At 41.0% G+C, this 25766-nt stretch carries 19 protein-coding genes; 14 read left to right on the top strand and 5 right to left on the bottom strand.

The genetic code is table 11. The features are described from left to right. Positions 1 to 149: 149 nt before the first annotated feature. The 3 genes from HCR01_RS27665 (at position 150) to eis (ending at position 4648) form a co-directional block, all read left to right on the top strand. Positions 150 to 1214: a vWA domain-containing protein gene (locus tag HCR01_RS27665; protein WP_193199241.1), complete on the top strand. Its 1065-nt coding sequence runs from the start codon at positions 150 to 152 to the stop codon at positions 1212 to 1214. A gap of 101 nt (positions 1215 to 1315) precedes the next feature. Continuing rightward, positions 1316 to 3352: an NAD-dependent DNA ligase LigA gene (gene ligA, locus HCR01_RS27660; protein ID WP_193199240.1), complete on the top strand. Its 2037-nt coding sequence runs from the start codon at positions 1316 to 1318 to the stop codon at positions 3350 to 3352. Positions 3353 to 3469: 117 nt separating this feature from the next. Further along, complete coding sequence (gene eis / locus HCR01_RS27655) at positions 3470 to 4648, top strand: enhanced intracellular survival protein Eis (RefSeq protein WP_193199239.1); 1179 nt, start codon at positions 3470 to 3472, stop codon at positions 4646 to 4648. A 26-nt stretch (positions 4649 to 4674) separates the two neighbouring features. Here the strand turns inward: eis and HCR01_RS27650 are convergent, their stop codons facing one another. The 4 genes from HCR01_RS27650 to HCR01_RS39095 form a co-directional block, all read right to left on the bottom strand. Continuing rightward, positions 4675 to 6951 carry a PAS domain-containing hybrid sensor histidine kinase/response regulator gene (locus HCR01_RS27650; RefSeq protein WP_193199238.1) on the bottom strand — a complete coding sequence of 759 codons (2277 nt, stop codon included), beginning with the start codon at positions 6949 to 6951 and terminating at the stop codon, positions 4675 to 4677. Between the two features lie 397 nt (positions 6952 to 7348). Beyond that, positions 7349 to 7825, bottom strand: a complete 477-nt coding sequence (locus HCR01_RS27645; RefSeq protein WP_193199237.1) for a response regulator — start codon at positions 7823 to 7825, stop codon at positions 7349 to 7351. Positions 7826 to 8108: 283 nt separating this feature from the next. Continuing rightward, complete coding sequence (locus tag HCR01_RS39100) at positions 8109 to 9077, bottom strand: NACHT domain-containing protein (protein ID WP_226889672.1); 969 nt, start codon at positions 9075 to 9077, stop codon at positions 8109 to 8111. Next, positions 9058 to 10422, bottom strand: coding sequence for an NACHT domain-containing protein (locus HCR01_RS39095; RefSeq protein WP_226889671.1), 1365 nt, complete (start codon positions 10420 to 10422; stop codon positions 9058 to 9060). The genes HCR01_RS39100 and HCR01_RS39095 overlap by 20 nt, the downstream gene beginning before the upstream one ends. A 435-nt stretch (positions 10423 to 10857) precedes the next feature. Here HCR01_RS39095 and HCR01_RS27635 point away from each other — a divergent pair, with 435 nt between their 5' ends. The 3 genes from HCR01_RS27635 to HCR01_RS27625 all read left to right on the top strand — a co-directional run bounded on the left by HCR01_RS27635 (position 10858) and on the right by HCR01_RS27625 (position 13967). Next, positions 10858 to 11262 carry a DUF3775 domain-containing protein gene (locus tag HCR01_RS27635; protein ID WP_193199236.1) on the top strand — a complete coding sequence of 135 codons (405 nt, stop codon included), beginning with the start codon at positions 10858 to 10860 and terminating at the stop codon, positions 11260 to 11262. A 343-nt stretch (positions 11263 to 11605) separates the two neighbouring features. Next, positions 11606 to 11848, top strand: a complete 243-nt coding sequence (locus HCR01_RS27630) for a DUF1816 domain-containing protein (RefSeq protein WP_193199235.1) — start codon at positions 11606 to 11608, stop codon at positions 11846 to 11848. 511 nt (positions 11849 to 12359) lie between these two features. Then, positions 12360 to 13967, top strand: a complete 1608-nt coding sequence (locus tag HCR01_RS27625) for a B12-binding domain-containing radical SAM protein (protein ID WP_193199234.1) — start codon at positions 12360 to 12362, stop codon at positions 13965 to 13967. Positions 13968 to 14119: 152 nt separating this feature from the next. Here the strand turns inward: HCR01_RS27625 and HCR01_RS27620 are convergent, their stop codons facing one another. Next, entirely contained in the window at positions 14120 to 14593 is a 474-nt protein-coding gene (locus tag HCR01_RS27620; RefSeq protein ID WP_193199233.1) for a hypothetical protein, read from the bottom strand. A gap of 356 nt (positions 14594 to 14949) precedes the next feature. On the opposite strand from HCR01_RS27620, the gene HCR01_RS27615 reads away from it, so the two are divergent. The 8 genes from HCR01_RS27615 to HCR01_RS27580 all read left to right on the top strand — a co-directional run bounded on the left by HCR01_RS27615 (position 14950) and on the right by HCR01_RS27580 (position 25605). Continuing rightward, positions 14950 to 15255 carry a pentapeptide repeat-containing protein gene (locus HCR01_RS27615; RefSeq protein WP_193199232.1) on the top strand — a complete coding sequence of 102 codons (306 nt, stop codon included), beginning with the start codon at positions 14950 to 14952 and terminating at the stop codon, positions 15253 to 15255. Between the two features lie 121 nt (positions 15256 to 15376). Further along, positions 15377 to 15616, top strand: coding sequence for a hypothetical protein (locus HCR01_RS27610; RefSeq protein WP_193199231.1), 240 nt, complete (start codon positions 15377 to 15379; stop codon positions 15614 to 15616). Positions 15617 to 15897: 281 nt separating this feature from the next. Next, the gene (locus HCR01_RS27605; RefSeq protein WP_162399999.1) at positions 15898 to 16383 is read left to right on the top strand and encodes an allophycocyanin; all 486 of its coding nucleotides are present in this window, start codon (positions 15898 to 15900) and stop codon (positions 16381 to 16383) included. Positions 16384 to 17241: 858 nt separating this feature from the next. After that, positions 17242 to 18171: a DMT family transporter gene (locus tag HCR01_RS27600; protein ID WP_193199230.1), complete on the top strand. Its 930-nt coding sequence runs from the start codon at positions 17242 to 17244 to the stop codon at positions 18169 to 18171. 322 nt (positions 18172 to 18493) lie between these two features. After that, positions 18494 to 20284, top strand: coding sequence for an alpha/beta hydrolase (locus tag HCR01_RS27595; protein WP_193199229.1), 1791 nt, complete (start codon positions 18494 to 18496; stop codon positions 20282 to 20284). Between the two features lie 347 nt (positions 20285 to 20631). Next, on the top strand, positions 20632 to 22920 hold the full coding sequence (locus HCR01_RS27590) for an ATP-binding protein (protein WP_193199228.1): 2289 nt from the start codon (positions 20632 to 20634) through the stop codon (positions 22918 to 22920). A gap of 52 nt (positions 22921 to 22972) precedes the next feature. Continuing rightward, a complete protein-coding gene (locus HCR01_RS27585) occupies positions 22973 to 23455 on the top strand; it encodes a response regulator (protein ID WP_193199227.1) in 483 nt (160 codons plus the stop codon). A gap of 422 nt (positions 23456 to 23877) precedes the next feature. Continuing rightward, complete coding sequence (locus tag HCR01_RS27580; RefSeq protein ID WP_193199226.1) at positions 23878 to 25605, top strand: ATP-binding protein; 1728 nt, start codon at positions 23878 to 23880, stop codon at positions 25603 to 25605. Positions 25606 to 25766 lie beyond the last annotated feature (161 nt).

The following is a 25766-nucleotide window of genomic DNA, read 5'->3' as shown; positions in this document are numbered from 1 at the left end:
ATATAGTAATTTTTAGGATTATTTATGTTATGTTAAAATCTTTTTTAGTTTTTATTATTAAATAAGATGCGATCGCCCTAGGATTGCTATAAACTCCCCAAAAGTTAAAATTGAAGTATAAAATAAATGTGTCAAATTTGGGTAAGCGTATGCCAAATAATAATATAGAGATTGTTTTCAGCTTTGATACTACTGGGAGTATGTATCCATGTCTAACTCAGGTACGGCGCAAAATCAAAAACACCGTTACCAGACTAATAGACGAAATTCCCCTGATTCGCATTGGAATTATTGCTCATGGTGACTACTGTGATGAAGGCTCAACTTATGTCACTAAAAACTTTAATCTATCCGGCGATGTTGATGCTATTTGTGATTTTGTCCAAAATGTAGAACCGACTGGTGGCGGAGATGCACCAGAATGCTATGAATTAGTATTACATGAAGCCCAATCTCTATCTTGGTCAAAGTCAGCATCAAAATCGCTAGTTTTGATTGGTGATGATATTCCCCACGCTCCAGCGCACAATCCTAAAAAGTTGAACTGGCGCAAAGAATTAGATAAATTAGCTGATGCAGAAATTACAGTTTACGGCATTCAGGCACTCAATCGTCCCCATGCCAATCCTTTTTATCAAGAACTTGCAGAAAAATCCGGTGGATTTCATATCAACCTAGACCAGTTTTCATATATTACTGATTTGTTTCTAGCAGTCTGCTATCAGCAATCATCAAATGAGCAGCTACAAGCTTATGAACAAGAAGTAATTGACCAAGGGCGCATGAGTCGGGGGTTAAATAAAATGTTTAACACCATGATGAAGCGAGAAGCAACATCATATTATGAATCTGCTGATTTACGCGCGGTTACTCCAGGACGTTTTCAGATTTTAGAAGTTGAGCAAGATATTTCAATTAAAGCTTTTGTTTTAGAAAATGGTTTGAGTTTCCAAGTTGGGCGTGGTTTCTATGAATTTACGAAAACGGAAACTATCCAAGCTCAAAAAGAAATTATCTTAATGGATAGGGCAACTGGTGATTTATTTGAAGGAGGGGCTGCACGAGAAATGTTAGGTCTACCGATGGATGCATCAATTCGCATTAAACCGAGTAACCTAGAAAAGTATGTTGTGTTTGTTCAAAGTACCTCTGCTAATCGCAAACTGATTGGCAAAACTAGATTTTTATATGAAGTCGAAGACTGGGATCGCTAATCAACCTCTTGCCAAAATCTTTTAATGCCCTTACCAAAACCTGCTTCCGCAGGTTTCATCATCTTTAAATTTTCTTCGCTAGGTATTTTTTAACAAGTCTAATGATACAGATTAAGCCGGAAGTCCAGCGCATAGAAGAACTGCGCCAGTTATTGCAACAAGCCAGCTATGCATATTATGTCCTAGATGCACCAATTATGGAGGATGCAGTTTATGACCAGCTGTATCGAGAATTGCAACAACTAGAAATTCAGTATCCAGAATTGATGACACCCGATAGTCCTACTCAGCGCGTGGGTGAGAAACCGGCAACGCAATTCACTTCGGTGCGGCATAATATCCCTCTGTATAGTCTGGAGAATGCATTTAATATTGATGAATTACAAAGCTGGGATCAACGCTGGCGGCGACAAGTACCGAAAATTGACTCGGTGGAATATGTCTCTGAACTCAAAATTGATGGTTCCGCCTTGGCCTTGACTTACCACAATGGGATTCTAGTTAGGGGTGCAACTAGGGGTGATGGGGTAACGGGTGAAGATATCACTCAAAATGTGCGAACAATTCGCTCAATTCCCTTGCGCCTAAATTTTGAAGGGTTAGAAATCCTGGAAAGGGTGGAAGTGCGCGGCGAGGCGTTTTTACCTTTGGAAGTGTTTAAACAAATTAATGAGGAAAGGCAAAAAGCTGGTGAGCAATTATTTGCCAATCCCCGCAACGCTGCTGCTGGTACACTTAGGCAATTAGACTCCCGGATTGTCGCTAAGCGGCGGTTAGATTTCTTTGCTTACACGCTGCACATTCCTGGTAGAGATGACGCCAGTATTGCCAATACCCAATGGGAAGCGTTGGAATTGTTGGAAAAGATGGGTTTTCGAGTTAACCCTAACCATAAGCTGTGTAGTTCTTCAGCTGAAGTGGCTGAATATTATAAATACTGGGATACAGAACGGCTGAATTTACCCTATATGACTGATGGGGTGGTAGTGAAGCTGAATTCTTTTAAACTTCAAGAACAGCTAGGTTTTACACAAAGATTCCCCCGATGGGCAGTAGCGTTAAAGTACCCAGCAGAAGAAGCACCCACCCGCGTCGAAAATATTGCTGTGAATGTCGGTAGGACGGGGGCATTAACGCCGTTAGCAGAGATGCGCCCAGTACAATTAGCGGGGACGACAGTTTCTCGCGCTACTTTACATAATAGCGATCGCATTACCCAATTAGACCTCCGCATCGGTGATACTGTCATTGTCCGCAAAGCTGGAGAAATCATCCCGGAAGTAGTAAGGGTACTCAAAGAACTCCGTCCCGCTGACGCCCAACCCTTTGTTATGCCTACCCATTGCCCAGTTTGCGCTCAACTAGTGGTGCGGGAATCGGGTGAAGCAGTTACCAGGTGCGTCAATGCTTCCTGTGCGGCGATTCTCAAAGGCTCAATTGAGCATTGGGTCAGCCGTGATGCTTTGGATATTAAAGGTCTGGGGGAAAAATTGGTGCATCAACTCGTTGATAAAGGTTTGGTGCATTCTGTTGCCGATTTATACGACTTGACAGCAGAACAATTATCTGCATTGGAAAGGATGGGGAAAAAATCGGCAGAGAAATTAGTAGATGCGATCGCTCAATCGAAAAACCAATCTTGGTCAAGGGTATTGTATGGTTTAGGCATCCGTCATGTTGGCAGTGTAAATGCCCAATTATTGACCGAGAAGTATTTCACAGTCGAACAGTTGGCAACAGCCAAGCAGTCAGATATTGAAGGTATTTACGGCATTGGTGCTGAAATTGCTCAGTCTGTATACCAGTGGTTTCAAATTAGTGCGAATCAAACTTTAATTTCTCGCCTCAAAGATGCTAGTTTGCAATTAGCTAGCACAGAGGAAACGAAAACATTTAATAATGGTAATCAAAAATTAACGGGTAAAACTTTTGTAGTTACAGGTACATTGCCAACTTTAAAGCGAGATGAAGCGAAGGCATTGATTCAAAAAGCTGGTGGGAAAGTAACTGATTCAGTAAGTAAAAAAACAGATTATTTAGTGGTAGGAGAAGATGCCGGTTCTAAGTTGGAAAAGGCGCAGAAATTAGAAATTACCCAGTTAAATGAAGCTCAATTTTTAGAATTGTTGCAGGATTAACGAACTGGTAGTCAGTAGATAGGTAAAATTAAACAAGGATACGAAATAGTATATTTGAACACAAAAAACGCTTTTTGTAGTATGATTGTGATTTCGTACTACTAAATGGTAGAAACGATGACACCTCAATTTGAATACAGCACTCTCGCCCATCCCCAGGATATCCAGCAACTTGCGAGTATCCTCGAACAGTGTTATCTCATGTCCTCCGGTGACAGCGAAATCTACATCAACCGCATTGGTACAGAAAACTTCCGCTTTATCCGTGCATTTGAGCAAGTTATTGGGGGACTAGCAACTCTGGCGATGGGTCAGTGGTGGGGTGGTCAGCGTGTACCGATGACAGGAATTGCCGCAGTGGGTATTGCTCCAGAGTATCGCGGATCGGGAGCAGCGATCGCACTCATGCAGCATACCCTCAAAGAACTCCACACTCAAGAAGTTCCCATCTCTGTTTTATATCCAGCGACTCAACGCTTGTATCGGAAAGCGGGGTATGAACAGGGGGGTAGCTTGTGCAGTTGGGAAATTCCGACTGAGAGTATCCAGGTGCGGGAGCAACCGCTACCTTTGCAACCGATAATTCCAATCAATCATCAAGTCTTTCATCACCTGTATCAGCAGCAGGCGAAACTCACTCATGGTTATTTAGACCGGAATTTAGCAATTTGGCAGGGATTAATTCAACCAAATAATCAAGAAACTGTTTATGGCTATCTTATTGGTGACAAAGACAAACCCCAAGGTTATATCATCTTCAGCCAACATTCAACACAAGATAGCGCAATTTTGCGGGTGAGAGATTGGGTAATTCTCACTGATGCTGCTGCACAGAGTTTCTGGTCTTTTGTTGCTAATCATCGCTCGCAAATTAAACAAGTGCAATGGAAGAGTTCTGTAATTGATTCTTTGACATTGCAACTACCAGAGCAAACTGCCAAGATATCGCATCACGAGCGTTGGATGCTGCGGATAATAGATTTAGTGAAGGCGTTAGAGCTAAGGGGTTATCCGCTGGGAATCCAAGCTGAACTGCATTTGGAAGTTAAAGATGACTTATTAGCTGACAACAACGGTAAATTTATCCTTTCTGTCGCTAATGGACGTGGTGAAGTTACAAAAGGTGGTAAAGGCGAGTTACAGCTAGACATCAGAGGATTAGCACCCGTGTACACAAGTTTGTTCACCCCTTACCATTTGCAGCTAGCAGGAAAGCTTGATGCTACAGAAACAGCACTCTTAGCAGCTACGCAAATATTTGCAGGTGTCTCTCCTTGGATGATTAATTTCTTTTAAGCAAGGCTGTGACTAGTATTAACAGCTTATGGCTCGCTCAAGACGTTGTAAATAGCGTGCAATAATTCATGGAGAGTGTAGGGCTTCTTCACAAGTACATTGATGCCAGCGCTAGTAACTTCGACAAGTTGGCTATTTAGACCAACACCGCTAACACCAATAATCTTGACCTGTGGGTTCATCTGTTGCAAGATGCAGATGGCGGTTAGTCCATCCATTGCTGGCATCATTATATCCATCAACACTAGACTTACTTGATTTTTGTGCTGAGCGTACAATGCGATCGCCTCAATACCATTACTAGCCGTTAGAATTTTATAATTGTAGTCTTCTAGCAAAGTTTTGCTAATCTCCAAGATTGCGGCTTCATCATCTACAACTAGAATCAGTTCACCGTTGCCGTTGAGCAGTTTCAATTTCTCTGTTTGTTGCCTTGTCTTTTCTTTAACAGCAGGTAAATACACCTGAAATTTACTACCTTTACCTACCTCGCTCTCCACGTTAATAAAACCACCGTGGTTTTTGACAGTACTAAGCACCGTTGACAGACCTAGCCCTGTGCCTTTGCCTACTTCCTTAGTCGTGAAAAATGGTTCAAAAATTTGCTCTAAAATTAGTGGAGGAATGCCAAAGCCTGTATCTGAGATAGTTATGGCTATGTATGAACCCACTTGAGCATCCAGATTCAGCTTGGCAAAGTTTTCATCAACAAATAAATTTTCCGCAGAGATATATAGAGTTCCGCCTTTGGGCATCGCATCACGAGCGTTGACGCATAGATTCATTAACACCTGATGCATTTGATTGGGATCTGCCTTAATTGTCCAGAGGTTTTGCTTAGGTAAATTTTTACTGATTTTGATAGATTTTGGAAATGTACTGTTAACAATTTGCTCAATTTCCAAAAGCAGATATTCTATTTGCAAAGTAACGCCCTTGACTTCAGATACGTGTGCAAACATCAGAATTTGCTTGACCAAATCCGCCGCGCGTTTAGAATTTTGTTCGAGAATATCAAGTAGTTGCTGATTCTGTGCATCGAGATTGGGGAGTCTGAGCGCCAACATTTCGGATGAGGACAAAATGGGCGTCAGGATGTTGTTGAGGTTATGAGCAATGCCCGAAGCTAACGTGCTGATACTCTCAAAGTGTTGGGTACGGAGAAATTGAGCTTCTAATTGTTTCTTCTCGGTGATATCGGTGTCAACGATAAGGATGGATTTGGGTTGCTCTGCTTCATCACGCATTAGTGTTAAGCGACTGGCGACGATGACTTCTTTACCAGATTTTGTCTGTTTAGATAATTCACCCTGCCACGAGCCACGCTCAACAATGGTCTTTTCAGCCTCTTCCAGTTGTGGCAGAATTTCTTGGTCAAAAAGCTCGTTAACATTCTGACCGATCGCTTCTACTGCTGAAAAGCCATATAATCGCTCCGCACCTTGATTCCAGAATAAGATTCGCTGCTGTAGAGTGCAAACGATAATTGCATCGGTGGTGATATTAAGTAGAGCTGCTTGTTTGCGGATTCTCTGTTTTGCTCTCTTGAACTTCATAAGTTCGGCTTGTACCTGCTCACACACTTCTGATTCTTGTATAGCAATACTCACTTGGGTTGCTAGTTGCTGGAGCAAATCGATTTCCCCAGGGTGCGATCGCTGGGCTGTTGCACCCTGGTTGACAACAACAGTGTTATTCAGAATCTCGTTCAGGTTTAGACTCTGGCGGATGCGCTGGATAGTTTTGATCACTAGTCGCTTTTGCTCGATTTGCTTTTGCAGTGAAATCTCTGTGTGTTTGCGATCGCTGATATCTTCAACTGTGCCAACATAGCCGAGGATTTCGCCTGTAGCAGAATATACTGCCGCTGCTTGTGCTTGCACCCAGTGCACCTCTCGTTGCGGGGTTAAGAGACGGAATTCCTGCGAAAACTCCCGATTTTCATGAATACACGCCTCCCAATTAGCAGATACTATCTGTCGATCCCAAGGATGGATCGCCCCTATCCAGCCATGGCCAAGGCTTTGTTCTAGAGTCAGACCGAAAATATCTGGCCACTGTGCGTTAGTATACAGGCAACGTCCCTGAGAGTCAGTTTGCCACAAGCCGATGAGCGATGATGTCTTTAAGGAACGAAACCGTTCTTCACTCTCCCGCAGCGCCACTTCTACCTGGTGGCGATCGCCGCAAATTTCTTGTTGCAAAAGCGTGTTGAGATGAGAAAGCTCAGCCGTGCGCTCCTCAACTCGTATTTCTAAATTCGGCAAGTTAAGACACAGTAAATCAAACTCATCATCTTTCATGGTCTAAACCTCATTCATTTGGTTATTAATATCTCTTGGCTGCTAGATGTGACTGGTGGGGTAACAATAATTCGTAATTGATAATACTCGCCAAGGTGCGAGAAGCAAGCTACGTAATTCGTAGTTGCACTTCTAGAGGGCTTGTACCCTTTTAATTACGAATTACGTTAGCGCAGCGGGGCGTAGCCCATTACGAATTAGTAATTATTTGGTCAGTGACCCTTTTACCTGGTGAGCAGAACGGAAACTGCTGAGAAAACATATCTCTACTCAAAATACGTAGCTTAGCTATGTCGCGCGATAAAATCGAAAGTTTGATCACCATAAACCCCTGTAATATTTAGTAGATTTTGACAGTTTTTTAAATCACTATAAACATCTATAGAATTAGTATTTATTAGTAAGACTTTGCTGTTACTTCCTGGACAAAACCTTGTCCATAAGCTGATGAAATACTTCTACCAGCTTGCACTAAATTGCTGATCATGAGAACCATTTTGTCAAGGTTGATTGGTTTAAGCAAATATCCCTCAAACTGCACATCTGGAATTTGGCTGAGGCTACCTGTGGCACATGTTGAAGTAACAATAATTGGGATCTGATTTTTATTATCTGCTTGAATAGCATTCAATCTATTAATCAATGTGTAAATACTTTCACCTAAGAATCTAATTTCACAAATCACGATGTTGGGCACAAACCAACCAAGGATTTCTAAAGCTTCGTTTACAGAGCCGCACGTAACCACATTTGCATCAAAATATTTAAGAAAGATACTATAGAGCACTCCACTATCGAGGTCGTTGTCTACAACGAGTACTTGCACATCTTTGAGTATCCCAACTTTGAAAGGAGAGTTATTGATTAAATTCATTACAAGAACTGCGATAGGATTTTAAGTGCAAAGTGGGACTGAAAAATCCGTAGTCTCAAGGCGGCTAGACAACTGATTAGGTTAAGAAAAAAGTAATAAAAATACTTACTAACACTTCTCTCTGAGATGCTGCTTTATAGATTCCTTGGTCAAACAAAAAGTCTGGCTCCTGTACTTTGACAGAGTGTTGTTTGATTTCTTGAATGAGTTGATTAACTACGACACAAAATGTAGCCAAAACTATTTTTCAACACAACCCTATTTGAGAAATTAACTAAAAGTTCTATTGCCATTCCCTATCCTCAAGTTCCTTCTGAGGCAACAGTAAGGTTGCTTCAATTTCTTGCCTGATAGTAGCAGTCACCTCACAATTGCTGTTTAGACAATCAAGTAGTAGCTGATTGGCATCGTAGTAGCGTTGCAGCACTTGTTGTTGTTCAGCGCTAAACTGCCATTGATGGTTAATATTACGATAATTAGTGATCGTTGTTTTTAATTGTTCAGACCAGGTTGAATAGTTTGTTTGCCACCATAATTCAAACCGTTCTTGATTTTGACGAGAATTTGGAAATTGGTTAGAGAGTTGTTGCAGGGATTTATAGAGTCCAACATCCAGAACAATGCCCAGAATATGCGATAGAGCATCTCCACAGGAGTGAATGTGGGCAAAGTCCTGGCTCCCATCAATTGCACACTCCAGTAGCAGGTCATCTAATGCCGCATCCAGAAACATCCCTTGGTCGAGGCTGCTGGCTAGGGCAAAGTGAGGAGCTACGTGAGGAGTTCGACTCAAGGCCAGGTAAAATGATCGAACTGTTGCATCTTTTGGTTGGGTTGGAATAGTGCGAGATTTTTGGCTAGCCCAGGTCAAAAACTCTTGTAAATAAGGGTCTTGGGCAACCAATGCATCAATCTGTTGCTTCATCAACTGTACCAGCCCGTCTGCACTCCGCAGCATGGTAGCTGTCAACAAGAAGATTTCGCGCCAGTGTGCGTCAGTGATGTGACTGACTAGTCCTGCTAGCGCTTGCTCTAATGCCTGTAGGTTATGGCTGGCAACAATTTTTCTCGCCGTGAAGTATTCTTGAAACGCCAGATAGGAGAAGGAGAAAATTCCCCGCGCTCGTTCTGCTAGTAGTCCATGTTGCGCCTCAATCGCCTTCAGCACCGCTTCGCTTTCTATTTGCACTTCCTCTGCATCCATTGGCAAATCTGTCAGATTACGAATATAGTCACCAATTGTATTGCTCAATGACGCGTTGCTCAAAAAAGTACTGACCCTCCTCAAAGGTCGTTGCTGCAATCTGGCTCAAAAACTTCAGCTTTTGTGGTAATAAAAATCCTCGGTAAACGTCATCTCGTTCTATGCCTCTGGCTTCATCCCATTTGCCTAATAGAAGGTCTAGTCCTTGCTTATAAAAGTCAGTCCGCTTAGTCGGAAATTTTTCTTGTCTGTGGAACACCCAGCAGGCAAGATGCAGAAACAGGGGTATGACGACGAGTTGGCGAAATTGCCAATTTTCAGCTAAGTCCAACTTCTGAATAAACTCAACAGACTGCGCCTGACCATCTTGGGTGTTGGTTTTAGTAAATGCCACAAACCATTTTTGAGCAAAGGCGATGATTTGTTCTGAGGTAAACGGGGCAATTTCAACATCGGTAAAGCCTCGGAGCCTGAGCTTTTGAGCTGCTGTTCTACAACTAGCCACAAACTGATTTTTGTGATATTTGTCTGAAAACCTGCGAATTTCTTTTAATACAGCATTGCTATCTTGGTTAATAACTTCATCCATCCCATCAAGCAACAGTAACACTCTGCCTGCTTGAAGCAAGGTTTCAATTACTGATGGGTCTGAAATTTTAGACGTAAGAAATTCCTGATGGATGTAATTTAATAGGTTGAATTCGCCACTGACTCTAGACTCTTCCGCAAAATTCCTTAGTGTGATGAATACAGGAAGCTGATGTGCCGCAAATGCTCCACGATTACACTGAATGGCAAGATGTTGCAAAAAGGTGGTTTTACCTACCCCTGGTTTGCCTAGTACTCTGAGCTTGGAGTACTTTTCGACTGCATCGATACCCGGTATTTGTTTCTGGTCAATCTCACCTAAACCAAAGCGGTCAAATTCTTCCCGACCAATGTTTTGCAGGTCAGAAATCTCTAACCACTGTTGACTGGCAATTTCCTCCAAAATATTCACATCAATATATATATCATCGATCCCTACGGGATGACTGATGTCCAATAACTGCAAAATGCCGCACTGGTCTTGAATTTTATCTTGGCGTTGCGATCGCACTTGTTCCACTAATGCATCTATATCTAAGACAGAAGCCTCGGCTATTTCTCCGGGTACAGAGAATTCTGCTGGAGGATCAGCAGCAATCTCCCGCCAATTCAGTTCTAATACAGAACAAATTTCCATAAAGGTATGACGCTCAATCGGACGACCACTGAAAAACCGCCAAATGGGTTGGCGAGTCTTTAAGTTAACTTCGGCTGCCAGATTTTCTTGCGTCCAACCCTTGCGTGCAAACGCTTTTTTAGCCTGTTGAATCCCGATAGATGATGCTTGGAGCGATCGCTTGACCATAGGACAAAACCTTGCTCCTAAAATCAATAACTTTAACTTTTATTAATACTGTGATCTTAAAGCTTTTTCTGTGCTAACAACCTGATGAACGGTTGAAGTTATACAAAATTTAAGAAATATACTCTTGTTTTATCAAAATTAAATCAACCCAAAGCGTAAACTTTTGTAACATAATTAAACATTAGAGCTAATTTTATACATTTCAAACTTTTGCCAAAACTTGAATTCAAACACTCATCTGTCATGGTGTAAAAGTACAAAAGTACAGATTAAAGGCTTCTCTATAAATACTTACCAGCTCACAAATTATCAGCGGCACAGAAAGTGAAACATTTCCAAACAAGTTTTGTACTAATTATCGCTATCTCCGAGCCACACTTAACAGATGTCTCTATTGTTACATCTATATTTGCTCAAGCATAACTGAAGATAAATATGAATTTTTTGTCAATTAACAAAGTACACAAAGTCATTGATCTTGCCGAATTAGTCTATTGCTCAATGGAAATTAGGAGAGTAAATATATCAGAAACATTTGTAGACAAATTGTCTAATTATTTAGAAGATTTCAAAATGACAGGGAGAACCTCATTAAATGTATTACGTAAATATATTGACGAATTTTCTGAAGAAGAAAAAGCAGAATTAATAGCCATTATATGGTTTGGTCGAGGTACATCATGTGAACAAGCAGAAGACTTAGATAATTTAATTGCACAAGCATTAAAGCTGATACCTCAAAATTATGCAACGAGTTATATTATCGAAAGGGCTTCTCTAGCAAAATATCTTCGTTCTGGACTTCAAAAAATAAATATCTTACCCGTTGCTAAATTTTAATTAACTGGCATAAAGCAGAATTTTTGTCCACATCTATCATCTGAGGGAATTGATTATAAATTGATTTAATACCTCTACTCAAAAAGTTTTCTACTGCCAGAGTTATATTGCAACACAACCTGGATTCATTAAAGGTATTTTTCAGTAACATCCAGTTTTGGCAACACAATTAGTTATTATAATAATTTTATTTTTTTAGTAAAACCTATACAACTTAGACACTATCAAACGTTTACTCAAACACGAATTCTAACAGCAGTATATCATACTAACCCTTGTTTACAGATTACATAAAGCTAGGTTAAAGATATAACTGAATATTAAAGAATTACAAATATCTCCCATGAATTTATCTCCATACAATCAATCACAATTATTTTGGTGGGTAGAAATAAGTACCACAGTTCCTCGTTGCACTTATTATTTTGGCCCTTTTGATAGTCAAAAAGAAGCACAGCTTGCTAGAAGTGGCTACATTGAAGACCTATATCAGGAAGAAGCCAGAGATATTGTTGCGTTGGTAAAGCAATGTCAGCCAGATATCCTGACGATTTATCAGGATGAAAGAGTGTCAGATATTATTTAGATTTCACGGATTTAAAATGGAAAATTTATTCACGATTCTAATGCCATTGCCGACTAGAATAATCGCTTGTTGCTGCCAAGAAAGTATATCTACAGCAATCAATAAATCCATGATGAGCAGACATATTTGCCCTTGCTGTTCAGATACTTTACTCCGTCATGTCCGCTCAAAAGAACTTTACTGGCGTTGTAGCCACTGTTACCAGGAAATACCAATTGAGTAAACTATTACATAGATTTAAATATACAAACTTATTAAGCAAATTCAAGTTTACTTAAGTTTACTTAATTTCATGTATTGACTCATACTAAAGTAGGATTTACACACTGTACAAATCAACTATGATGCAAATAATGAAATTTAATCATTTCAGGCGCTTCACACAACCCTAATTTGCTCACATATTTGCAGTGTTGAGCGCTATACATAGTTGAAATATTCAAATTAAAGATAGTACTTATGTACGATGCATAAGTCCTACAAAGTAAACCAAATTTGGACAAAGGATTTCATGAAAGCACTATTGCTCTATCCTCAGTTTCCCCAGTCTTTTTGGTCTTACGATCGCTTTATGGAAATCGCTGGACTGAAAGCTGTCTTGCCTCCGCTGGGAATCATTACAGTTGCAGCTCTCCTGCCTAAAGATTGGGAAATTAGATTTTGCGATCGCAATGTCAACCCGGAAACAGAAGCCGATTGGGAGTGGTGTGACCTGGTAATCCTCTCTGCAATGCTGGTGCAGAAGCCAGACTTTCACGCTCTGATTAAAAAAGCAGTGCGGTTAGGCAAAAAAGTAGCAGTCGGGGGCCCTTACCCCACCTCAATCCCCCAAGATGCTCTTGACTCTGGAGCGCATTATCTAGTTTTGGATGAGGGAGAGTTAACGGTTCCGCAGTTTCTAGAAGCGTTAAACCAAGGCAAAGAGCAAGGCATCTTTCGCTCCATTGAAAAACCTGATGTCACCCAAAGCCCGATGCCGCGTTTTGACCTGCTGCAACGAGATGCCTACTTGATGATGGCTGTCCAGTTTTCTCGCGGTTGCCCTTTTAACTGCGAATTTTGCGACATCATTGTTCTTTATGGTCGTAAACCACGCACTAAAGAGCCTCACCAAATCATCGCTGAGTTACAAACTCTTTATGATTTAGGCTGGCGAGGGTCACTCTTTATTGTTGACGATAACTTTATTGGCAATCAGCGTAACGTCAAACGTTTCCTTCGAGAATTGATTCCTTGGATGAAGCAGCACGACTACCCGTTTAGCTTCATCACTGAAGCTTCTGTAAATTTGGCAGAAGACGATGAACTACTACATTTGATGAATGAAGCAGGCTTTTATGCTGTCTTTCTCGGCATTGAAACCCCAGACCAAGACAGTCTGCAAGTAACACAAAAACTCCAAAACACTCGCAATCCGCTAATTGAAGCCTGTCACAAGATTAATGAGGCAGGTATGGTAATTTATGCAGGGTTTATCCTCGGTTTTGATGGAGAACGCCCAGGTGCAGGAGAACGGATTCAAGCTTTTGTTGAACAAACCAGTATTCCTCAGCCGATGTTAGGCATCCTCCAAGCTTTGCCCAATACTGCTCTGTGGAACCGTCTTGAAAGAGAGCAGCGTTTACATTTAGTAGAGGGCATCGGCGGTACTGAGGTAGGAGACCAGAATACCTTAATGAATTTTATTCCCACCCGCTCCATCGATGAAATCGCTAGAGAGTATGTAGAAGGCTTCTGGACGTTGTATGAACCCAAGAACTATCTCAGACGGTGTTTTCAGCACTGTCTTAGTATTAACTCGCCCTCTGAGCGAAAGCAAACAATGCAATTTTCTCCAGGTAAGGGGTTGCGGCTAGTTACTCAGTTAATCTGGCATCAGGGCTTGCGAAGACCGGAAATTCGGGGTCAATTCTGGCGACAACTATGGATAATTCTGCGTCAAAAGCCTCAAGTTCTCAACATGTATTTAGGTCTATGCGCCGCTGGAGAACATTTTTGGGAGTATCGCGCTTTAGCCAGGGAACGGATTACTCAACAGTTAGGCTACGACCCACTAAAAGCCCCTGTGCTATCTGAGGTTTCTGTAGCCAAAGAACAACTTCAAGCAGTAGACGTTTGATACTCCATCGTAACGTACTAGTATAGATCGACGTAAATAAGTCACCCATTTGAAATGTCTAAAACCCTTACGCAACGTTAATTACGTTAGCGCAGCGGGGCGTAGGCCATTACGAATTACGCGTTCGCGCAGCGTCTTGTAGAGAAGTGTTACTAGTTCAAGAAAAATTTTCCAGACATTGGGTTTTCTTTGAGGGATTGAATAAAATCTCTCAAAGTCATCATGTTGCCCTTGAAGGTGAACTTAGGCGTACCATTTTGAGCAACGATTCTCACTTCACCGTCTTTGATCTGAATTTGATGCTTAATGCTTTCCCATAGGGTATCAAAGCTCTCGTCATCCTTGCAACCATTGGCTTCAAGAAACTTTTGGCGGACTTCTGTTTTTAGCGATCGCGCTTCCGCTGCTTGGGTGCGTGCTTCAAAGTGCTTAACTATATCTTCAGAGATATTCTCCCTCAAAATTTTGTTTTCAGCCTGAACTTGCTCTAACTGAGTCTTTATGATTTGTAGTTGTGACATTAGAGCGGCTGACTTCTGGTATTCAACTTTTAAAGCAAGCTTTGCATTAGTTAACAATGCTTTGTAGTCTAGTTCCTCTTGGTTTTGAATTTTGTCGGATTCCATTTTTATCTCTTATATAGAGCTAATTTGAAGTAATTGTCACTAAAACTCTGTGGGAAATTTTATCCCTTTGTGGTTAGATTTTCTATTTAATCTCAATTGTAATTATGGCATTCTGCTCTTAAAAACTATGTTTGAGCAAGCGTTTGAATAGCGTATAAGTTGTTTACTTTGTACAACAAGTATTTAAATATTTATCCAATAAATTTTATTTATCTATACCTGACAGTAAATAAATTATTCGTGTCTTATTATATCAAAATAATAGGCTTTATTTTTATAATTATTTATTAAAATATACCTGCTATAATGAAAATATTAAAGACAGCGACAACGCTACACGTTGCGAGGCAACCAATATGGATGCCAATGAAGTTTTAAGGCGATATGCAGCCGGGGAAAGGAATTTTAGGCAGGCAAACTTGAAAGGGATAAGCCTAATTAAAGCAAATTTGAGAGAAGCAGATTTTACTGGAGCAAATTTGAAAAACTCAGACTTGAGCGACTCAGATTTAGGTAGTGCCAATCTAAATTGGGTAAGCCTGAGAGGAGCAAAAATAAACGGGGCTAATCTCAGAGGCACAAAGATGCCTGATGGCAGAATACACAACGACTACCTAAACTCTGAACATTACGCTCTGAAATTCTGCCAACTACTTGAGTGAATAGATGACAATTATCTAATTGTCCGTTGAGATGCAGATTCTTTTGCATACATCCCTTTATCAAAAGCTCAAATATCAACCAATTATCAGTTATTAACGAATAAAACAATTGAGAGAACCTATGAAAACCGATTTCGATTATCCTAACAAAAACTTGCTTGGAGCAGTTGTTTTTCGACCTAATTTTAACAACTTTGAGACAATCAACGTTAATCAAGCCTGGTCATTGTTTTTCACTGCTGGTCGAGAAGACAAGTTACTGGGACAAGAAACTGAATTAGGCAGATTTTTTACCTACTTCTTAATTGCTCTTGGGGTAACTGGAACTCTTTGGGCAACCTACTTCAATAACCCTGTATAAGCAGATTGACTACTAACTAAAAGCCGGACACGGTGATTAGAAAAGTTTAATTTTGATTCCGGGCATTCAGATATATCAAACACGATTTGGAAAGTGAATTGGCAAGATATGCTTTTAGCGATCGCCAGAATCATCAAACTTACCTAATTCTTTAAACTTCCAAGTCGTGCTCAACAATAACTGAAACTTTTAACTATTAGATTGAGAAAAACTTACTAGTTAAGCAAAACCCTGGAATCCCAATAAAGCAAACTTAATTCAATTTTTTCAAGGAGTTTCTAATGAGCCTTATCTTAAAATCAATTGCCAATGCGGACGCTGGAGCTCGCTATCTCAGCCCTGGAGAGCTAGAACCGATTAAAACTTTTGTCAAGAGTGGTGAGCGCCGTCTGCGCCTTGTTAAGGTTTTAACGGAAAATCGGGAGCTTATTATTAAGCAAGCTGGAAACCAACTATTCCAAAAACGCCCAGATATTATCTCTCCTGGTGGCAATGCCTTCGGTCAGGAAATGAGTGCAACTTGCTTGCGAGATATGGATTACTATCTACGTTTGATCACCTACAGTGTCGTGGCTGGCGAATCGACACCACTTCAAGAGATTGGAGTCAGTGGTGCTCGTGAAATGTACAAATCTCTTGGCACTCCGATTGAAGCCGTTGTTGAAAGTATCCGTGCAATGAAAAGTAGCGCCACCTCAATGATTTCTGAAGAAGACGCTAACGAAGTTGGCGCTTACTTCGATTACCTAATTGCTGGTATCCAATAGGGTAGTGATCTTCGTTGAGTAATTGAGAGTTTCAACTATATTTGACAAAGTATGGTTGGAATTCTGTCGCAATGTTGGATAAAGCAGAAGCCATACATTTAATTTTAAATAAACGCAATGCTTGGTCTTGCAGCTTTACTCCTGAGTCCGAAATTTAGAACGGTAGCTAGCAATGATAGAGGTTGAAGCCTTTTCCAGTCAGCGCTTTCTGAACTTACAGCAGTTGGCATTTTCATGAATCACATGAGACGTTACATGTAACGTCTCTACAAGGTTTCGGGTTTTATTTATGTAATTCATTTACCTGAAATCTGCTGTATAAATATCATTTAGGAAACACTTTACTGGCGTTGTAGCCATTTTATTCATCACCATATTGGAGAGTAATGATGTCGAAGGAAAAAAAGGGAAATAAAGAAGTCAAAAAACCAAAAAAAGATTCCCAGAAAAAAAAGGATAAAAAAAACTCAAATAGAGATAACGGTTTAGGTATTAGCTAGAGCATCGATTCAGTAATCGCAAAAACCCGATTTCTTTTCGGTAAAACGACCAATTATCGTTGACCGTAGAGACGTTGCATTGCAACGTCTCTACTACAGCATTGCAACGTCTCTACGAAATAATCGGTTTTTCTCGCCCCTATCTTGAATACTGAATCGGTGTTCTAGCCTCAAATATTGACTTTAATAGAAAGCAGTGCTAAGCCTCATCCCCTTGTGAATGCGGCTTAGCGCTGCTTGGGTGATATGGCATCTGCTTACTTTCCTCATACTCAAAAACCACGCTCACTAGGGGCGTGGTTTTTTATGAAGGTACTAACGTGGGCATGACCAGCCCTACTTTGGTTACGATATTTGAATGTCACTACATCAAAGTTCTGGTCGCTGGCGTTTAGGGCTAGCGTTATCGCTGTTGACGGTCTTCTTGTGGGGAATTCTACCGATCGCCTTGACGGTAACGCTGCAAGTGCTTGATGTCTATACCATCATCTGGTTTCGCTTTTTGGTATCGTTTGCGTTACTTGCTGTGTACTTAGGAATACGCGGTCAATTACCCAAGCTAGAACAATTGCGTTCTAATTCTTGGAAGTTGTTGGCGATCGCAACAATCTTCTTAGCAAGTAATTATCTCTTTTTTATGCAAGGTTTAGCACTTACATCCCCTGCTAATGCTGAAGTTCTCATTCAGCTATCCACCCTTTTATTAGGTTTGGGAGGCTTAGTAATTTTTAAAGAACGTTATCGGCTGTATCAATGGCTTGGTGTAAGTATACTGACTTTGGGTTATCTCTTATTTTTTCGAGAACAACTGACGAATTTAATTACAGCACATAGCACATATATCTTAGGTAGTATTTTGATTGCTCTAGGAGCAGTAGCATGGGCCATTTATGCATTAGCACAAAAGCAGTTATTACAATCTTTATCTTCTGCGAGCATCATGCTAATTATTTATGGAGGATGTGCTTTATTATTCACTCCTCTCGCCAGCATAAAATCAATTTTTATACTTGATACTTTGCATTTAGGAATGCTGCTTTTCTGTGCTCTAAATACTCTAATAGCTTACGGTGCTTTCGCAGAATCATTAGAACATTGGCAAGCTTCACGGGTGAGTGCAGTATTAGCTTTAGCTCCCATTGTTACTTTAATATCAATTGAAATTGTATCAGTAATTACACCTTCTTTAATTCTGCCAGAGCACTTAACATTGATCGGAATATTTGGAGCGGTTTTAGTAGTAGTAGGCTCAATGGCGATCGCTTTGGGAAAAGCTGAACGATTGTAATTATTTTAGAAAAATTACTAGTTTTTACTCAGTGAATAGTTTCTCTATTCAAAGCTACATTATAAATACTGAGGCAGGGTATTTTTTTATTTGTTATGATTTCACAGTAAAAGCAAGCTATTGAAGTTAATCCCTTGCCAGGTGGAGACTTTGGTTATCTGTGTTTCCATGTTGCATTGAAGTTTTGACATTGTAGCTACGAGAGAAAAAACTCAAAACAAATCCTTACTTCTGAGGCGAATAATATTAAATAAACTAAGCAGGGTGTCAGAATAACTACCACCAACGCCTCGCAAAACAATACCACCGAAACAGTTGAGCGATGAATAGTTTGTTTGGTAATTGGGCCAGTACTCTGAGAAAAAATTCTCTGTTACTGGTTCTTTCAATGTTGCTGCCAATGTTTGAAAGTAATTCTGTGATGGCAGCAGAGCGGATTTATGGATCTTATTCAGCTCTAGAGCTTTCCATTTCAGTCAATGCTTTAGAGAACTACGCTAAAACAGGTGTAATTGATGACGATTTGGCAGCTTATCAGCAGTATTTGCCACTTCAAAAAATTCAGGAATTGCGGCGAATTTTACTCAGCCCTGTAAAAGTTAGTCCAGTAGTAGTTTCGCAATTTCTCTACACACCTCAAGGAGAATTTTTACTGCGTCGGTTGACGCAAGTAATTAAAACCAAATCTCGTCAATCAAAACCCAGTTTTTATGCTTTACGAGCAGCGCTGATATTAGCTTCAGCCGAATCAGGAGGCTTAACTCTTCTGAATGTGTTGCGTAAATATCCCACCAGCAGCATTCACTTGGATTTATTGCAGAGTTTAGAAATAGCTGGGGAACTTGAGAAACTTGTTAATGAAACCAACCGAGCGATCGCAACTGTTTCTCAAAAGTCAAAGATAGAAGCTGCTACCATCCCTCAACCAAATTTATCGCAATTACCAGATTTACGAAGTCAGGGACAGTTTAAGTCACAGAAATATATACTAAAGTTTTTTGACTTGACACGCAATCGGCTTTTATTAACTGATGTTTACGTTCCTAATATCAAAACTTCTACACCCGTAATTGTGATTTCTCACGGTTTGGGTTTAGACAGCAGCAACTTTCAATATTTAGCCACTCACCTAGCTTCCTACGGATTTGCTGTCGTCGTTCCCAATCATCCGGGTAGTGATGCGAAACAATTGCGTTCTTTACTGAATGGAAGCGCCAGTGAAGTAGCAGAACCAGGTGAATTTAAAGACCGACCTTTAGATGTGAAATATATACTGGATAAACTAGAAAAGAGTAACCGCTCTGATTCACGGTTTAAAGGTCGGTTAAATCTGCAACAAGTTGGCGTATTTGGTCAATCTCTTGGCGGTTACACAGCTTTAGCCTTAGCAGGCGCTAAGATAAACTTTGAGCAGCTAGAACAAGATTGTCAACCAGAGGCACTTCAAGATAGCTGGAATATGTCTTTACTGCTTCAGTGTCGGGCTTTGGAATTGAGCATCACTAAGACCGGCAAAGAGTATAATCTGCGGGATGAGAGAGTTAAAGCTGCGATCGCAGTTAATCCAATTACTAGCTCTATTTTCGGCAAAGCTGGTTTAAGCCAAATTAAAACTCCAGTGATGATCGTCGGTAGTAGTGATGATACTGTAGCACCAGCTTTATACGAACAAATTCTACCTTTCTCCTGGTTTGCTAATTCACAAAAGTATCTCGTGATGCTTGTGGGTGGTACTCACTTTTCTACCATTGGCAATGGAAACCCTGCAAATCAGCAAGTAGCATTACCTGCGGATATGATTGGTGATGCTTCCCAAGCGCGTCATTATATGAATGTTTTGAGTGTGCCTTTCTTCCAAACTTATGTCGCAGGAAAATCAAAATACATCCCCTACCTCAACGCCGCTTACACTCAAAGTATTTCTAGTAAGTCTCTTGGTTTAAGTCTCATTCAGTCCCTCAGTTCAACCGAATTAGCACAAGTGCTTAGTAGCGATCGCCACAAAATTCTACTTTTTCAAATTCAGAAAAAAGCCTCTAATTCTATACTTCACTTTGGCTTTTGGATGTTAGATGTCGGCGTTGCCCTGCTACGTGTAACAATTTTTATTTGACCATACACAAACGTGATTATGGAATTTAAGTAGACAGCACACATCACCCAATTTATTTCTTAAACTGCATAATCAAGTCTGTGCAATTTATTTACATCCCCATCTCTTGCCAAAAAATTTATTTCTTGGCTAATGGCTAAAGTCCACGCAAGCGTGGACTAAAAGCTTTACTCAGTCTTCTTTAGAGACTTTAATCAGAATTCATTCTGAGGCGGTTATGGGAACAAGCACAATTGATCTGGTATCCGATTCATACTGCTCGGTATATACTTTAAAGAAATGTGACATTTAATTGCGTTATTGTAAAAATCAGCTTCCCATCAGTTGCTAGCAATTGATTTATAAGCATGAGCCAGTTTGAAGATATTACTGCCCAAGCTACTTCTCTGACCAACCACGATCGCAAACCTATTCATCTACCTGGCTCTATTCAACCTCATGGCGTCCTACTAGCACTCAGTACCGAATTAGAGATACTGCAAGTTAGTAACAACACCCAAGAATATTTGGGTAAAGAGGTAAAGGATTTACTCGGTCAACCTTTGAACTGCTTGCTTGATACTCAGCACATTGAAGCAGTTAAGCAGTGCTTGGAGAAAAAAATTGGCAGTGCCGTTGCTTTTAAAGTATCAATTACAACTTTGAATAATCAACGATACTTTGATGCCATTGCTCATCATACAGAAGAAGCTGTGATTTTAGAGTTAGAACCAACTGACTCGAAATCGGAGTTGAGTTTCTTGAGCTTTTACGCTTTAGCAAGTGAGGCGATCGCCAAAATGCAAAGCACATCCAACCTGATAGAATTTTTGCATCTGGCAGCGCAAGAAGTTCAAAAAATCACAGGTTTTGATCGGGTGATGATTTATCAATTCGACTCGCAGGGAGCGGGTTCTGTCATTGCCGAAGTTAAACGAGAAGATTTATCACCTTATTTAGGACTCCACTATCCTGCAACAGATATTCCTTCACCGGCTAGGGAATTATACACGCGCTCCTTTCTGCGATTCATTCCCGATGTGACCACTCAACCTGTTAAGCTAGTTCCCGCTGAAAACCCCACAACACATCAGCATCTTGATTTAAGCTACTCTGTGCTACGAAGTTTTGATTCATGTTGTGCTGAATATCATCAAAATATGGGAGTGGCAGCTCTGATGGTACTCTCACTCATTCAAGAGCAGCAACTTTGGGGATTAATTTCTTGCCATCATCAAACTCCAAAGTATATTCCTTACGAAGTGCAGAAGATGTGCGAGTTGTTGGGACAGATTGTTTCTTCGGAGTTAGCACACAAAATTAGTCATTCGGAATGGGATTATAAGGTAAAGCTCAAGTCGCTACAGTCTGAGTTTCTAGAATCCATTTCTCAAGCAGACAATTTTATAGATGCCTTGATTAAACCTGAAATCCGGTTGCTGGATCTAGTCAGCGCTTCTGGAGCAGCGGTTTGTCTGGATAATGAAATCACACTTGTGGGGATAACACCAGATATTGCTCAGGTTCATGCCTTAATTGAGTGGGCAGATAACCAAAGTGACAACTTGTTTGCTACCGATTCTCTGCCGAAGCTTTACCCAGAAGCTACTGCCTTTAAAAATACTGCCAGTGGGCTGCTACTACTGCGGATTTCTAAAGTTCGCCGCTATTGTATTCTCTGGTTTCGCCCCGAAGTTATCCAAACGGTACACTGGGCAGGGAATCCAAACGCAGCCATGATTGAGGTAGATGGTAATATTACCCTTTCTCCACGAAAATCCTTTGAACAATGGCAACAAACGGTACGATTAACTTCTCTACCTTGGATACCGTGCGAACTTGATAGTGCGATCGCTCTCAAAAATGCGATCGTTGGCATTGTACTCTCTAAAGCAGATGAGTTAGCCAAAATTAACCAGGAGTTGGAGCGCAGCAATCGAGAACTTGCTTCTTTTGCTTATGCTGCTTCTCACGACCTCAAGGAACCTCTGCGGGGTATCTATAACTTCTCAACGGTGCTGCTAGAAGACTACGTTCAAGTACTGGATGATTACGGAATTGAATGTTTGCAGACAGTGTTAAATCTATCTGTACGGATGGAAACTCTGATTAATGCTCTGCTGCGGCTATCCCAGTTAGGACAAGCACAACTACGAAAGCAGCCCACTGACCTTAACGAATTACTCGACCAGGTAATTGATGTCTTTCGTGCTAGTCGTCAAGACTGTGAGCTTGTTGATATTCGTATCCCTCGACCTTTACCAATAATTCAGTGTGACAAAGTTCTTGTTAATGAGGTCTTTAGTAACCTAATTGGCAATGCGTTTAAATACAACGATAAGCCAGACCAATGGGTGGAGATTGGCTACCTGGATGGGGGAGTAGAGGGGCAGGGGGACAGGGGAGATGAAGTTAAAATAAAGCCCCATAACCAATTCCCCGTCTTTTATGTACGGGATAACGGTATTGGTATTCCAGAGCATCATTTAGAAACCATTTTCCGACTCTTCAAACGGCTTCATTCTCAGGAAAAGTATGGGGGAGGAGCAGGTGCGGGGCTAGCTATTCTTAAGAAGATTGTCGAACTTCATGACGGTCAGGCCTGGGTTGAGTCTTCTGTGGGTGTTGGTTCGGTCTTCTATTTTACGCTCGAATAGTTTAAGATATTCACCAAATATATATTTTTGTTAAGTTCTTTTAAGACCGCGAATGATAAAAAAACTTCATGAACCGCTGCTCGTTGTTGAGGACAGCAATGAAGATTTTCGGATGCTGCAACGGCTGATGCGGCGGATGGCTGTCCAGAACCCCATACATCGCTGTACTAATGGGGATGAGGTTTTAGAGTTCCTCTATCGAGACTATCAAGAGGAGAGCGATGCTTACGGCAAGGGTGAAGCTCTAAGCCAACCTCAACCAGTACTGCGACCTTCTGTGATCTTGCTTGACCTGAATTTACCAGGTATTGATGGTCGTGACATCCTAGAGCGGTTGAAGCAAGATAGGAGTTTCAAAGAAATTCCCATCGTTGTTTTTACCACATCGTCTAACCCCAAAGATATTGAATTGTGCTACCAAAAGGGCGCAAATGGTTATCTGGTAAAGCCGATGGATGCTCAGGAACTCAAAAAGACGATTCAAGCATTTGTGGATTATTGGCTTAAAGCTAATACTCCACCAATGTTGGATTGAATTTGCGGCGTTGCACAAACAAGGGATGAAATTGATGTATTGAAATTTAAAACTCCTTATCCCCTCTGCGCCTCTGCGCCTCTGCGTGAGATAAATCACCCCCGCAAATATGCAACACTAAATTTGCTGATTTTCTGTTGATGAGGCAGTAGGAACATAAGGAAAAAAGAAGAGGCAACTGTAAGCACAGGGAGACATTTTAGTCTCTAAATTGCTGTGTCTGTTTGTCTGTGGTAGATTTAGCTCTCTTTCTTTCCTACTGCCCAAATTTGACGTGGTTGTTGAGGGAGACCAGTTTATTTCTTTAGGATAACTAAAGATTTTAGATTTTATTTAGACTTATTTTATATTATTTTTAGAATTATGCAATAAACACAATCTGGATTAAAGGATTTATATTGCCCCCTGATCCTCATACTTTTATGTTGGACACACGGACGCTACTGATCATCGATGATTGTGCAGCGGATCGAAAAATCTATCGTCGATATCTTTCAAAAGATCCGCACCATTCCTACCAGATTTTGGAGGCAGACTGTGCAGAGGATGGACTTGCCTTATGGAAGCAAACTCGCTGTGATATCATTCTGCTCGATTTTTGCCTACCTGATATGAGTGGGTTAGAACTCTTCGACAAGCTCAAGCAGGAGATATTTGAGAATTCTGTACCTGTAATTATGTTGACAGGGCGTGGTGATGAAGAACTTGCTGTGCAGGCAATGAAACGGGGTGCTTTAGATTATTTGGTCAAGCAACAGCTGAAACAGGATGTACTGCAATTAGCAGTCCGCAACGCGATCAAGCAATCGTGCTTGCAAGCTCAGCTAAGCAAAACTCAGGAACGACAGCGCCTAATTGCTACGACTGCTCTACGAATTCGCCAGTCTCTTAACTTGGAGCAAATTTTAAATACGGCTGTAGTCGAAGTTCAGCAACTTCTGAAGTGCGATCGCGTGATGGTATATAAATTTAACCCAGATGCAGGCGGTAAGATAGTTGCCTCCTCTGTTAAATCATGGCGGACTGTAGCACTGGGCGATCACGATACAGCTGAGGATTGGGGACAAGCAGAGAAGTTCGAGCATCGGCGTCCGGCGAACGGAACTTCCCTACGGGACGCTACGCGGACGGAGGACTGGGGAAGAGTTTTACCAATCTCTAATCCCCAGTTACCGATTCCTTATGTCTACGAGCTAGGCTTGAGCAATTGCCGTACCCTGAGAGAGCAATTTAATACTAAAGCGAATTTGGTAGTTCCCATTAATCTGAGCAATAACGGGAATCCAATCCCCAAGCTTTGGGGCTTATTAATTGCCCAACACGACTTAGGAGAGCCGCAGTGGCAAACTGATGATGCGGAGATGCTTTATGAAGTGTCGGTGCAACTAGCCATCGCTATCCAACAGGCTGAATTACTTGCTCAAACTCAAGCGGCTCTTGCCAAAGAACAGCAACTCAACGCATTTAGATCCCAAATTGTGGCGACAGTTTCCCACGAGTGTCGAACGCCGTTAACTTCAATTCTGGCTGCTGCATCAACTTTAGTAAAACATGGCGAGCGGCTCGATGAGTCTAAACAACAGCGGTTCCAGCAAATTATTGAGCAAAAAGCAAGATATATGTCCAAACTCGTGGATAACATGCTTTTAGTTAATCAATTTGAGATGGACAAGACAAAGTTTAAGCCCATGCCGCTCGATTTACTACAATTTTTCTCTGAACTCATAGAACAAGAGCAAGAGACAGTAGGTGAGCGTCACAAAGTGATTTTTCAAATTACTGGAAATAACAAAGGCTTCTGGGGCGATCGCGGACTTTTACAGCAAATCTTTGTTAACTTAATGTCCAATGCAATTAAGTACTCCCCAGTTGGGGGTACTGTAGAATTCCACCTCATTGGCAAAGAATCAGAGGTGATGTTTCACATCAAAGATCAGGGAATTGGGATACCGCTCGCAGATCAAGAAAACTTGTTTCAATCCTTCAGCCGTGCAAGTAACGTCGATACAATTCCTGGGACAGGCTTAGGGTTAGCGATCGCTAAAGCTTGTGTAGAGTTACATGGTGGTGAAATTGCTTTGTTTAGTGAAGTAGGGCAAGGAACTAAAGTTACAGTCAGCTTACCGAAGCGACTTACTACTGATTCTTAGGTGTTGCAAAATCTCAGGATAATGATTTTGGGGTTGGGTATTTTATCCGCAGTTCCTAAACTTCTAGTGCAACGTCAAAGTTATCCGACAACGCTTTAATTGATTAAAATTTTCTATTGTCTGTTATTATTAATGAAGTCATCTATCTTAAGATAGAAAAA

Origin of the sequence: Nostoc sp. MG11, from assembly GCF_014904695.1 — a bacterium.
Lineage (GTDB): Bacteria > Cyanobacteriota > Cyanobacteriia > Cyanobacteriales > Nostocaceae > Komarekiella.
Note: the sequence above shows the minus strand (reverse complement) of the source record. Positions and strands in the feature narration are given on the sequence as shown.